General features: G+C 75.1%; 11 protein-coding genes. 3 read left to right on the top strand and 8 right to left on the bottom strand.

Annotated features, from left to right (window positions below; genetic code table 11):
• The first annotated feature begins 103 nt into the window (after positions 1-103).
• Complete coding sequence (locus DMH08_RS05170; RefSeq protein WP_026402176.1) at positions 104-709, top strand: response regulator transcription factor; 606 nt, start codon at positions 104-106, stop codon at positions 707-709.
• Positions 710-731: 22 nt separating this feature from the next.
• Here DMH08_RS05170 and DMH08_RS05165 read toward each other — a convergent pair whose 3' ends face one another.
• From DMH08_RS05165 to DMH08_RS05145, 5 genes are all read right to left on the bottom strand, one after another.
• Positions 732-2,726 carry a sensor histidine kinase gene (locus DMH08_RS05165; protein ID WP_199747627.1) on the bottom strand — a complete coding sequence of 665 codons (1,995 nt, stop codon included), beginning with the start codon at positions 2,724-2,726 and terminating at the stop codon, positions 732-734.
• 161 nt (positions 2,727-2,887) lie between these two features.
• Positions 2,888-4,087, bottom strand: coding sequence for a C40 family peptidase (locus DMH08_RS05160; RefSeq protein ID WP_026402178.1), 1,200 nt, complete (start codon positions 4,085-4,087; stop codon positions 2,888-2,890).
• Positions 4,088-4,302: 215 nt separating this feature from the next.
• The gene (locus DMH08_RS05155) at positions 4,303-6,288 is read right to left on the bottom strand and encodes a thioredoxin domain-containing protein (RefSeq protein WP_125612038.1); all 1,986 of its coding nucleotides are present in this window, start codon (positions 6,286-6,288) and stop codon (positions 4,303-4,305) included.
• A gap of 31 nt (positions 6,289-6,319) precedes the next feature.
• A complete protein-coding gene (locus DMH08_RS05150) occupies positions 6,320-7,681 on the bottom strand; it encodes a dihydrolipoyl dehydrogenase family protein (RefSeq protein WP_125612036.1) in 1,362 nt (453 codons plus the stop codon).
• 37 nt (positions 7,682-7,718) lie between these two features.
• Positions 7,719-8,651: a ribonuclease Z gene (locus tag DMH08_RS05145; protein ID WP_125612034.1), complete on the bottom strand. Its 933-nt coding sequence runs from the start codon at positions 8,649-8,651 to the stop codon at positions 7,719-7,721.
• Positions 8,652-8,739: 88 nt separating this feature from the next.
• Here DMH08_RS05145 and DMH08_RS05140 point away from each other — a divergent pair, with 88 nt between their 5' ends.
• Complete coding sequence (locus DMH08_RS05140) at positions 8,740-9,216, top strand: pyridoxamine 5'-phosphate oxidase family protein (RefSeq protein WP_125612033.1); 477 nt, start codon at positions 8,740-8,742, stop codon at positions 9,214-9,216.
• 25 nt (positions 9,217-9,241) lie between these two features.
• Here DMH08_RS05140 and DMH08_RS05135 read toward each other — a convergent pair whose 3' ends face one another.
• Genes DMH08_RS05135 through mca form a run of 3 tightly spaced genes read right to left on the bottom strand, consistent with a single transcriptional unit; the run spans position 9,242 to position 11,181 of the window.
• Entirely contained in the window at positions 9,242-10,060 is an 819-nt protein-coding gene (locus DMH08_RS05135; protein WP_125612031.1) for a tetratricopeptide repeat protein, read from the bottom strand.
• A 42-nt stretch (positions 10,061-10,102) separates the two neighbouring features.
• The gene (locus DMH08_RS05130) at positions 10,103-10,327 is read right to left on the bottom strand and encodes a hypothetical protein (RefSeq protein ID WP_233617401.1); all 225 of its coding nucleotides are present in this window, start codon (positions 10,325-10,327) and stop codon (positions 10,103-10,105) included.
• A complete protein-coding gene (gene mca, locus DMH08_RS05125) occupies positions 10,327-11,181 on the bottom strand; it encodes a mycothiol conjugate amidase Mca (RefSeq protein WP_026402184.1) in 855 nt (284 codons plus the stop codon). The genes DMH08_RS05130 and mca overlap by 1 nt, the downstream gene beginning before the upstream one ends.
• A gap of 187 nt (positions 11,182-11,368) precedes the next feature.
• Between mca and DMH08_RS05120 the strand changes: the two genes are divergently transcribed.
• Positions 11,369-11,782: a DUF4307 domain-containing protein gene (locus tag DMH08_RS05120; protein ID WP_051300577.1), complete on the top strand. Its 414-nt coding sequence runs from the start codon at positions 11,369-11,371 to the stop codon at positions 11,780-11,782.
• Positions 11,783-11,810: the final 28 nt, after the last annotated feature.

Here is an 11,810-nt window from a genome sequence, read left to right as displayed (position 1 = left end):
GTCTTCTGACCTGGGCGTTCGCGGACCAGAGACGTGATCACCTGGCACCCGTGACCTCGTCATGGGTCGTACCGTGACGGCGCCGGACTGATACACCTAAAGCGTGATCAAGGTGCTTCTGGCGGACGACCACCACGTCGTCCGCAGCGCCCTCGCCGCCCTGCTGAACCTGGAGCCCGACCTGGCCGTGGTCGCCGAGGTCGAGCGCGGCGACGAGGTGCTCCCGGCGGCGGCGCGGGCCGAACCGGACGTCGCCGTCCTCGACATCGGCATGCCGGGCATGGACGGGCTGGCGGCCGCGGCGGCCCTGCACGAGGCGGCGCCCGCGGTCGCCGTGCTCGTCCTGACCGGGCACGGCGGTCCGGGGCACCTGCGCCGGGCGCTGACCGCGCACGTGCGGGGGTTCCTGCTGAAGACGGCGCCGCCGGAGGAGCTCGCGGACGGCATCCGCAAGGTCGCGGCCGGGGAGCGGGTCCTCGACCCGCGGCTCGCGCTCACCGCGTGGGACCTCGCCGACAACCCGCTCACCCCCCGCGAGACCGACGTCCTGCGGCTCGCGGCCGAGGGCGCGGAGGCGCCGGAGATCGCCGCACGGCTGCACCTGTCGGCCGGGACGGTCCGGAACTACCTGACGGCCGTCGTCGCGAAGCTCAACGCGCGCAACCGCACGGACGCGGCCCGCATAGCGCGCGAGGCGGGCTGGCTCTGAACGCGCCCGCATCGGACGGGCGTCAGGCGGGGCTTGTGATGGTCGCTTCCAGCCGGAAGCGGCCTTCGCCGTCGGCGCGCGCGCTGAGCGTGCCCTGGTGCGAGGCCAAGCGGGTGGCGAGGTTGCCCAGGCCGGAGCCGGGCGGTGTGCGGGGCGCGCGGGGGTCGAGGCCGTCGTTCTCGACGGTGAGCCGCACCGTGGCACCGTCCCCCGCCGTCGCGATGGCGCAGCGCCCGGCGCCGCTGTGGCGCAGCACGTTCGTCACCGCCTCCCGCAGGACCGTGCCGAGCACGGCCGACGCGGCCGCGTCCAGCTCCGGGTGCCGCAGGTCGGTCTCGACGTCCACGCCCGCGGCCCCCAGGACCGAGCGTGCCGACCGCACCTCGCCGTCCAGCGTCAGGCCGGCGGCGCCGCCCGCGGCCGCGGCCAGGTCGGCCCGCGCCCGCGCCGCCATGTCGACGACCTCGGCCAGTTCGGCCCGCGCCCGCGCCGGGTCGGCGGCGGCCAGCCGCCGGACCAGCTCGCACTTCAGCAGGATCGCGGCGAGTGTGTGGCCGAGCAGGTCGTGCAGGTCGCGGGCCGCGCGCAGCCGTTCCTGGACGGTCGCGGCGCGGGCGAGCTCCTCCCCCGCCGCGCGCAGGTCGCGCACCGACCGCGCCAGCTTGACCAGCCCGTACACCACCAGACCGGACACGAGCGTGCTGACCGCGGCGTTGCCGGCGGCGGCCGCGCCGTGGCCGAGCAGGTGCGCGGCGGCCCCGGCGGCCGCCATCGCCGCCGCCACCGGGAGGACGGCCGCCCGCAGCGGCAGCGCGACCAGCAGGACGCCCGCGAGCAGGCCGGTCACGCCCAGCCCGAACGTCGCCACCGGTCCGGGCCAGGCGGCGGCCTCCCCGGAGAGCTGCAGCAGGAGCTTGCCGACGAAGGCGGCGACCACGGTCGCGAGCAGCGTCACCGACATCCGGTAGGCGGTCCGGTCCGGCAGCGCCACCGGCCGCTCGCCCGCCGGGACGGCCGCGTCGACGGTGAACCGCCCGTCCGCGGCGAGCCCGGCGGCGAACGCGCCGCCCGCCGACCGGACGCGTTCCGCCGCGGGCGCGAGCGCCTTCGCGCCCTGGGCCGCCGTCCGGACGCCGTCGTTCGTCACGCGCAGCCGCACCAGGCCGCCGTCTTCCGAGGTCTCGATGGCGCAGTGCTCCGCGCGGCCCTCCCGGACGACGTCCGTGACCGCCTCGCGCAGGACGAGCGCCAGCAGCGCCCCGGCGGGCCCGAGGGGCTCGCGGTGGCCGCTGCGCACGTCCGTCCGGACGCCCGCCGCCTCGAGCAGCGCGCGCGCCGCCGCCGCCTCGGGGGCGAGGGACATGCTCCGGAAGTCGGCCGCCGCCGCGCGCGCGTCGTTGAGCGCCCGCCGGGCGACCGGGAGGACGGCGTCGATCTCGGCGGGCCGGTCGAGCGCCCGGCGGCTGCCCTCGGTGACGGCCGCCAGCCCCTCCCCGAGGCCCCGGTTCAGTTCTGCCGCGATCCGCAGCCGCTCCCGCTCGATCGCCGCCATCGTGAGCGGCAGCCGCGCCGCCGCCGTGTCGTCCACGCGCTCCGCCAGCCGGACGAGGCCGTAGACGACGAGGCCCATCAGCCCGATGGTGATCGCGGCGTCGGCGGGCGCCCCGCCCCGGGCGGCCTCGATCGCCGCGCCGGTCGCCACGACCGGGACGGCGAGCGCGCGGCCGCGCGACAGCAGCAGGGTCCCGGTCGGGAAGCCGAGGAGGCCCGCGGACGCGCCGCACGCGACCGCCCCGTACGCGAGCGCCGCCTGGGCGGCGGCCATCGCGGCCGTCCGGGGGCCGCGCGGCCGTGCGAGGCGGGCCAGCGCGGCGGCGAGCACGCCGAGGACCAGGACGGCCGCGGCCGCCGCCGCGACCGGTCCGCCGGTGCGCGACGGCGCCGCGAGGACGTGGACGCCGGCGAAGGCGGCCATGACGGCACCGGCGATGAGCCGTGCGCGCCCGCTCTCGGACACCGGTTTCCTCCCGAAACGCCCCTGCCGGAGCAGTCTCCCACCCCCGCCTCCTGACGGTCAGGTGGGGAAGGAGCGGAAGAACGCGCTCGGCGGATCGCCCTCCGTGTCCGCGGCTTCTTGCGCTCCCGCAGCAGAGTTCCTCGGCCGCCCGCCGTGACCCGTCAGCCGATGCTGGCGGCGATCTGGTCCGCGACCTGCTTGGCGCGCTGCGGGTTCACCCGCACGGCGCCCTTCATGTTCTTCGTGTAGACGTTCTGCACCTGGACGACCGTGCCCCGCCGCGGCGCGGCGATCATCTTGCCCTCGCCGATGTACAGCGCGATGTGCGAGATGTAGCCCGGGGCGGTCGGGTCGTTCGCCCAGATGAGCATGTCGCCCGGCTCGGCCTTCTCGTAGGGGACGACCCAGCCGGCGCGGGCCTGGTCGGCGGCGACGCGCGGCAGCGTGATGCCCGCGCGGGCGAACGCGTACTGCATCAGCCCGGAGCAGTCGTAGCCGCCCTCGGCCTCGGACTCGCCGCCCCACACGTACGGCCAGCCGCGCCGGCTCGCCGCCGCCTCGATGACCGTCCGCACCTGCCCGGCCGTCATCACCCGGCCGTTGGACTCCGGCACCGACCCGGCGGACGGCGTCTCCAGCTCGGGCGTGACCGGGACGGCCTTGGCGCCCTTCGGCAGCCCCTTCTTCAGCTTCTTGATGAACGCCTTCGGGTCGGCCTTCGGCACGCTGATCAGCATCGCGTTGCCCGTCGGCACGCCGAGCCGCTCCGCGGCCTCGTGCGTGATGACCGCGTCGACGTCGGGGATGCCCATCGTCGCGTACGCGCCGACCCGCATCGTCTGCTGCACCTTCGCGCCGCCGACCGGGACCCGGCTCCCGAGCCGCACCCCGCCGTCGTTGCCCATCGTGAACGAGATCGCGACGTCGCCGCCCGCGATGTTGCGCCACAGGTCGTCCGACTTCGCCGTCGGCTCGGGCGTGTAGGCGCGGAACGTGGACGGGTTCACGCCGAGCACCCCGACGCGTTCGCCCGCGACCACGCCCTGGACGGCGTCGACGACCTCGACGCCCTGCACGCCCTTGGCGGCGCGCACCTTCTGCACCAGCGCCGGCGCCAGCGTGGCCGGCGCCGCGACCAGCACGTGCGGCTCGAGCCGCTTCCCGAGCGGCGCGACCGCCTCGGGGGACACGTCGTCGAAGCTGCCCGCGGCGGCGACGTAGTCCGCGCGGGCGGGCGCCGCGGGCGCCGGGCCGGCGGCGGGCCCGCCCCGCACCAGCAGCACCGTGACGTTCGCGCCCAGCGTCGCCGCGACCGAAACGCCGATGATCGTCGGTAGCACCCGGCGGTTCGGCTTTCGCACTGGCACGCTCCTCGTCGGTCGGGCTCCGGGCTCGGACCCGGACTGGGCCGTGCCCGCACGGGCGGAGGCCCGCACGGCGTCCGCCGTCCGGATACCCGGCCCCGCGCCGAGCACCCTCGTCCGTCTTCCCCCATCGGGTAAGCCCCCGATAGTGCTACCAATAGGTAACACCACGGCAGCGGGAGATCAACGCCACATTCCCACAAAGTGGACGGTTACTTCAATTGGCCGCGGAGTTCGCGTTTCAGGGCGTCTGTGGACGTTACGGGGAGGCGGCAGACGAACCCGCGGCACACGTACGCGGCCGGTGCGCCGTCGACCGGGAGGCGGCCCTCCAGCAGCGGTACCCCGTCCTGCCCCGGCTCCCCCACGCTCACGACCGCGCCCGGCGCGACCGCCAGCAGCGCGGTGCGGTGCAGGGCGCGGGTGCGCGGGTCGTCCCGGCCGCCGATCACCGCGATCTCCACCGGGCCCGTCGCGAGGGCCTCGGCCACCGCCAGGCCCCAGCCCGCGAAGCGGGCGTGCCGCGCGGCGAGCGCCGCCGCCGGGGCCAGCGCCTGCTCCGCCGCCTCCCGGTGCCGGTCCGAGCCGGTCAGCGCGGCGAACGACAGCAGCGCGCCCGCCGCCGCGAACTGCCCGGACGGCGTCGCGTTGTCGGTCGGGTCCTGCGGGCGCCGGAACAGCCGCTCCGCGTCGTCCGCGGTGTCGTAGAAGCCGCCCTCGCCGTCGGTGAACCGCTCCAGCACGGTGTGCAGCAGCTCCCCCGCCAGCCGCATCCGGCCGGGGTCGCCGGTGACGGCGTGCAGCGCGAGGAGGCCCTCGGCGACGTCGGCGTAGTCCTCCAGGACGCCCGCGTTCGCGCCCGCCGCACCGTCCCGGGACGTCCGCGCGAGGCGCCCGTCGCGCTCGTGCACCGCGACGAGGAGCGCGGCGATCTCCTCGGCGGACCTGACCAGATCCGGCCGGTCGAACATCGCCCCGCACTCGGCGAGCGCCGCGACCGCGAGGCCGTTCCACGCCGCGACGACCTTGTCGTCGCGCGCCGGGGGGACCCGCCGCGAGCGCGCCTCCAGCAGCGCCGTCCGGACGCGCCCGTACCGCCCGGGGTCGTCGGGGTCGGCGAGGAGCTGCAGGACGGACGTGCCGTGCTCGAACGTCCCCGTCACCTCGAACAGGCCCTCGGCGTACGCGCCGTCGTCGTCCCCGAGGACCTCGCGGAGCTGCGCGGGCGTCCACACGTAGTACTTGCCCTCGACGCCCTCGCTGTCGGCGTCCAGCGCGGACGCGAGGCCGCCCTCGGGGGTCCGCAGGTCGCGCAGCATCCAGTCGCACGTCTCCAGCGCGATCCGCCGCGCGAACGACGACCCCGTCAGCCGCCACCAGTGCGCGTACACCCGGGCGAGGAGGGCGTTGTCGTACAGCATCTTCTCGAAGTGCGGGACGACCCACGCCGCGTCCACCGAGTACCGCGCGAACCCGCCGCCGAGCTGGTCGTACATGCCGCCGCGGGCCATCGCCTCCAGGGTGTGCCCGGCCATCGCGAGGGCCTGCGCGTCGCCCGTCCGGGCGTGGTGGCGCAGCAGGAACTCCAGCGCCATCGACGGCGGGAACTTCGGCGCCCCGCCGAACCCGCCGCGGGCCGCGTCGTAGGACGACGCGAGCACCTGCACGGCGTGCGCGAGCCGCTCGCCGTCCGGGGCCTCGCCGCCGCCGAGCCCGGGACCGCCGGAGCTCAGCGCCTCCACGACCTTCTGCCCCTGCCCGGCGACCTCGTCGCGCTGCTCCGTCCACGCCTTGTGGACGGCCTGCAGCAGCGACCGGAACTGGGGGCGGGGGAAGTAGGTCCCGCAGTAGAACGGGTGGCCGTCCGGGGTCATGAACACCGTCATCGGCCAGCCGCCCTGGCCCGTCATGGCCTGCGTGGCCTCCATGTAGACGGCGTCGACGTCGGGCCGTTCCTCGCGGTCCACCTTCACGTTGACGAACAGCTCGTTCATCAGCCGCGCCGTCTCGGCGTCCTCGAAGGACTGGTGGGCCATCACGTGGCACCAGTGGCACGCGGCGTAACCGACGGAGAGGAGAATCGGCACGTCGCGCTCTCGGGCCTCGGCGAAGGCGCCGTCGGACCACTCCCACCAGTCCACCGGGTTGTCGGCGTGCTGCAGCAGGTACGGGCTGGTCGCGTCCTTGAGCCGGTTCATGCCCCCGATCCTGCCCGATCCGGGCGCCGCCTCACCCTTCCCGGAGGGCCGCCACGGCGGACTCGATGGCGCGGTGGAAGGTCGGATAGGCGTAGATCATCTCCCGCAGGGCGGTGACCTTGGCCTCCGTGTGGACGGCGACGGCGAGGGCCCCGAGGATCTCCCCGCCGGCCGGGCCCGCGGCGGTGGCGCCGACGAGCACGCCCCACTCGGTGCTCTCCACCAGCTTGATGAAGCCGTCGTTGCCCGACTTGTGGATGAACCCCCGCGACGAGGCCGACAGCTCGACCGTCCCGGTGCGGACCGGCAGGTTCTGGTCCCGCGCCTGCGCCTCCGTCAGCCCCACCGCGCCGATCTCCGGCTCGGTGAACGTGACCCGCGGCACCGCCCGGTACGACGCCGGGGAGCCCTCCTCGCCGAGGATGTCGCGCACCGCGATCGCCGCCTGGTACATCGACACGTGCGTGAACTGGCCCTTGCCGGTGATGTCGCCGACCGCCCACACCCCGTCGGCCGCCCGCATGTTGCCGTCCACCGGCACCGCGCGGGCGTCCTCGTCCAGGCCGACGTGCTCCAGGCCGAGCCCCCGCAGGTTCGGGCGCCGGCCGGTCGCGACGAGCAGCCGGTCCGCGACGATGGCCCCGCCGTCCGCGTGCAGGGTGAACTCGTGCCCGTCATAGGCGACGCGGTCGGTGCGCAGCCCGGTGCGGACGCCGATGCCCTCCCGCTCGAACACCCGCCGGACGAGCTCGCTCGACTCGGGCTCCTCGCGGGCCAGCAGCCGGTCCTCGGCCTGCACCACCGTCACCCGCGTCCCGAACCGGGAGAACGCCTGCGCCAGCTCCACCCCGACGACCCCGCCGCCGAGGACGACCATCGACGCGGGCGCCTCCGTGGCCTGCACCGCCTCCCGGTTCGTCCAGTACGGGGTGCCGTCCAGCCCCTCGATCGGCGGCGACGCGGGCGACGTGCCGGTGTTGAGCAGGATGCCGCGCCGCGCCCGGAACGTCCGCCCGTCGACCGCCACCTCCCGGGGCGCGGTGATCCGCCCGCGGCCCCGGACCAGCTCGACGCCCTTCCCGGTGAGCCGGTCGGCCGCGACCGTGTCGTCCCACGAGTCCGTCGCCTCGTCCCGGATCCTGGCCGCGACGGGCGTCCAGTCCGGCCGGACGGCCGCGTCGCCCGCCATCCCCGGGATCCGCTCGCCCTCCGCCACCAGGCCCGCGGCCCGCACCATCATCTTGGTCGGGATGCACGCGTAGTACGGGCATTCGCCGCCGACCAGCCGCGACTCCACCGCGACCACCGACAGGCCCGCCTCGGCGAGCCGCCCCGCCGCGTCCTCGCCGCCCGGCCCGAGCCCGATGACGACGACGTCCACTTCCTCGGTCATGATCGCCATCCTGCCCCGGATCCGGGGGTGTCACCCGTCAGGTGCGGCGCCGCGGCATCGCGATCCGGTCGAGATCGCGCACCAGCGCGATCTCCCCGTCGAACACGGCCGCCGCCTCGTCCCGGAACCGGTGCTCCTCGTCGGCCCGGTACCGCTCGGAGAAGTGCGTGAGCACCAGCAGGCGCACCCCCGCGCCCGCCGCGACCTTCCCGGCCTGCGCCGCCGTCAGGTGGCCGTATTCGGCCGCGAGCCCCGCGTCCGCGTCGAGGAACGTCGACTCGATGACGAGCATGTCCGCGCCGTCGGCCAGTTCGCCGACCCCGTCGCACATCCGGGTGTCCATCACGAACGCGAACTTCTGCCCGCGGCGCCGCACGCTGCACTCCTCGAGCGTCACCACGGACCCGTCGGCCCCGGTCACCCGCCCGTCCTCCTGCAGCCGCCGCACGTCCGGGCCCCGGACGCCCCGCGCGGCCAGGCGCTCCGGGAGCATCGTCACCCCGTCGGGCTCCGCCAGCCGGTAGCCGTACGCCTCGACGGGGTGCGACAGCCGCCGCGCGACGAGCGTGAACGGCGCGTCCCCGACGTCGAGCGCCGTGCGGTCGCCCGACACCGGGCGCTCGACGACGACGTCGGTGTCCCGGAACACCGACGCGTGCCGCAGCCGCTCCCAGTACCGCGCGCCGCTCGCGGGGAACGCCGCGCGCACCGGGTGCTCGACGCCGTCCCGCGCGATCCGCTGCACGACCCCCGGCACTCCGAGGCAGTGGTCCCCGTGGAAGTGCGTCACGCAGATCCACGTGACGTCGTGCGCCGACAGGCTCGCGCGCGTCATCTGCCGCTGCGTGCCCTCCCCGGGGTCGAACAGCAGGCCGTGCCCGTCCCAGCGCAGCAGGTAGCCGTTGTGGTTGCGGGCCTTCGTCGGCACCGCGCTGGCGGACCCCAGCACGGTCAGGTCGCGTGCGGACATCTGTCCATGGTGCCGCCCCGATCCGCCGGTAAGCACCCGGTTATCCTGGCGGCCCGTCTTCAGCGCCGTCTACAGAGGGAGCCGTCACATGGCCGGTGGCAAGCGCGACAGGATCAGGATGACGCCGGACGAGGTCGCCTCGTACCTCGCCGAAAGCTTCAAGGTGCAGGTCGCCACGCTCAACAAGGACGGCAGCCCGCACCTGGTCACGATGTTCTACGCGCTCCTCGACGGCAAGATCGCCTTTACGACTTACAAGTCGTCGCAGAAGGTCGTGAACCTGCGCCGCAACCCCGCGATGACGTGCCTCGTCGAGGACGGCGTCGAGTACAACGAGCTGCGCGGCGTCCAGCTGAACGGGCGGGGCCTCGTCATCGAGGACCGCGACGAGCTCCTCAAGGTCGGCCGCGTCGTCGGGTCCCGCATGGCGGGCCTGCCCGTCCCCGCCATCGGCGAGCCCATCGACCCCGCGATCGAGGCGGGCATCGAGCAGGCGATGTCGAAGCGCGTCCTCATCGTGATGGACCCCGAGGACGTCGTGAGCTGGGACCACCGCAAGGCGTGACCTCGCCGGCCTCCGCCGGACGCCGTCAGCGCGGCGGGGGCCCGCTGGGGGTTCGCCCCTCCCGGGCCGCGCGCTCGGCGGCTTCGCGGGCGGCGGTTTCGGCGGTCCCGTCGCCGCGGCGGCGGGCCGCCTCGGCGAGGTGGGCGTACGCGTCGGCCTCCAGGTCGGGGGCGTCCAGCGTGCGCACGGCGTCGAGGGCCTGGCCGAAGAAGTTCACCGCCGCCACCGGGCGGCCGGCGTGCAGGTACGCCTCGCCGAGGCCGAGGAGGGCGCGGCCCCGGTCGTACTCGTCGGGGTCCGGCAGGGCCGCGAACTCCTCGGGCAGCGGGCCGAGCAGTTCGATGGCGCGGTCGACGGCGCCGGCGGCGGTCAGCGCGCGGCCCAGGTGGTGGCGGGCCAGCAGGACGGTGCGGCGGTCGCCGCCGTGCTCGGCGTCCCGCAGCGCCTCCTCCAGGGTCTCGACGGCCTCGGCGCGGCGCTCGCGGTCGAGCAGCGCGAGGCCGTGCTCCTCGAGGCCGGTGCCGGGCGCGGACGCGAGGTAGTGGTCGAGGACGCGGCGGAGCGCGGCATCGCGCTCGCCGGGGTCGTCCTCGGCCGCGGCGTGCTCGGCGGCCCGGACCCGGACCGGGCCGGGCAGCGTGTAGCGGCCGCCGCCGGCGTCGACGGCCAGCCCGTGGTCGGCGAGCGCCCGGAGCTGGGCGAGCGTCTCGTCCTCGGGCCGGTCGGCCAGGACGACCGCGGCCGGGAGCCCGATGCCGTCGGCGGGCTGCAGGGCGAGCAGCCGCAGCAGCCGGGCGGCCGCCGGCTCCAGCTCCCGGTAGGAGTCCTCGAAGTTCGCGCGCACGTCGAGGGTCCTCCCCGGACGCGCCGCACTCCAACCCGTCCGCTACTCGGCCGGCTTCGCGCCTCCGGCGGCGGCCTGGCGGCGCTCCCACGCCTCCTGCTTCAGGTCGGCCTCGCGGGGCGCGTTGATGTTGCGCAGCCGCTTGTTCATGGACCGGATGAGGAAGAACAGGGCGACGAAGAACGCGACGAAGAACGCGAAGCCGAGCACACCCGGGGAGACCGTGGTGTCGTTCAGGGGATAGTCATCGGCGAGGACTGGAAGCACTACAGACACACCCTCTCCCGGATGCCGGCGAACAGGTCGTCCTCCGGCAGCTCGGTGTCGACCAGGGACCTGGCCAAATGGTAGTCCTCGGTGGGCCATGCCTCGCGCTGGACGTCCAGCGGGACGACGAACCAGAACCCGTTCGGGTCGATCTGGGTGGCGTGGGCGAGCAGCGCCTTGTCGCGGGTCTCGAAGTGGTCGGCGCAGGGCACGCGGGTCGTGACGTCCCACAGCTGCGGGCGCTCGTCGAAGCGCTCCATCCAGTCGTGGTACGGCGATTCGAGCCCCCGCTCGAGCATCGCCGTGTGCAGGGCGACGATCCGCTCCTTGTTGAACGTCATGTGGTAGTAGAGCTTGAGCGGCTGCCACGGGTCGCCCTCGCCCGGGTACCGGTCGGGGTCGCCCGCCGCGTCGAACGCCTCCGCCGAGATCTCGTAGGTCTTGACGTGGTCGGGGTGGGGGTAGCCGCCCTTCTCGTCATAGGTCAGCAGCACGTGCGGCCGGAACTCCCGGACGGCCCGGACGAGCGGCGCCGCGGCCTTCTCCAGCGGTTCGAGCGCGAAGCAGCCCTCCGGCAGGGGCGGCGGCGGGTCGCCCTCGGGGAAGCCGGAGTCGACGAAGCCGAGCCAGCGCTGCCGGACGCCGAGGATCTCGCGGGCCCGCGCCATCTCCTCGTTGCGGACCCGGCCGATGTCGGCCTTGACCTCCGGCCGGTCCATCGCGGGGTTCAGGATGTCGCCGCGCTCGCCGCCGGTGCAGGTGACCACCAGCACCTCGACGCCCTCGGAGACGTAGCGCGCCATCGTCGCCGCCCCCTTGCTGGACTCGTCGTCGGGATGGGCGTGCACCGCCATCAGCCGCAGCGGCTCGTTCCCGCCGGACGGGCGGTCGAGCGTCGTACCGTCGATGACCTCGGACACCTGGGGATCTCCCTCTCAGCGAACACGGCGGGCCGTGAAAAGCGGCCCCGGTTCGGAGCACGCGCCACGACAGACGAGAATTGTCCCTGACAACGTCGCACCCCGCACGGAGATTCCCGCCATGACCACGAGCGTGTCCGACGCCGCAGCGCCCGCCGAGGAACCGACCGACCGGGCGAGGACCGTCCGGGGACGGATCGGCCTGGTGGTGATCGGCGTGCTGGTGGTGCTCGCCGCCGGCGGCTTCGGGATCATCGCGGGGTTCGCCGGTTCGACGACCCCGGGCGTCGCGTCGCAGACGGTCGCCTACGACATCACCGAGAACACCGTGAAGATCAGCTATTCGGTGGCGAAGCCGGAGGGCGACCCCGTGCGGTGCACGATCGACGCGTTCGACACCGACTTCAACATTCTCGCGGAGAAGACGATCCTGGTGCCCGCCGGAAAGTCCGGCGCGACGGGGACCGAGACGCTGCGGACGCCGCGGGAGGCGACCGGCGCGCGCATTCACCAGTGCGCCAAGACGACCGGATGAGCGCAGGCCGGGCGGACGTCCGTGGAAC

Source organism: Actinomadura sp. WAC 06369, assembly GCF_003947565.1.
Taxonomy (GTDB): domain Bacteria; phylum Actinomycetota; class Actinomycetes; order Streptosporangiales; family Streptosporangiaceae; genus Spirillospora; species Spirillospora rifamycini.
Note: the sequence above shows the minus strand (reverse complement) of the source record. Positions and strands in the feature narration are given on the sequence as shown.

Excerpts from the sequence above, each read along its gene's own strand:
- DMH08_RS05120 (WP_051300577.1), top strand. The coding sequence starts at position 11,369 with ATGACCACGAGCGTGTCCGACGCCGCAGCGCCCGCCGAGGAACCGACC.
- DMH08_RS05140 (WP_125612033.1), top strand. The coding sequence starts at position 8,740 with ATGGCCGGTGGCAAGCGCGACAGGATCAGGATGACGCCGGACGAGGTC.
- DMH08_RS05145 (WP_125612034.1), bottom strand. The coding sequence starts at position 8,651 with ATGTCCGCACGCGACCTGACCGTGCTGGGGTCCGCCAGCGCGGTGCCG.
- DMH08_RS05155 (WP_125612038.1), bottom strand. The coding sequence starts at position 6,288 with ATGAACCGGCTCAAGGACGCGACCAGCCCGTACCTGCTGCAGCACGCC.
- mca (WP_026402184.1), bottom strand. The coding sequence starts at position 11,181 with ATGGCGGTGCACGCCCATCCCGACGACGAGTCCAGCAAGGGGGCGGCG.
- DMH08_RS05150 (WP_125612036.1), bottom strand. The coding sequence starts at position 7,681 with ATGACCGAGGAAGTGGACGTCGTCGTCATCGGGCTCGGGCCGGGCGGC.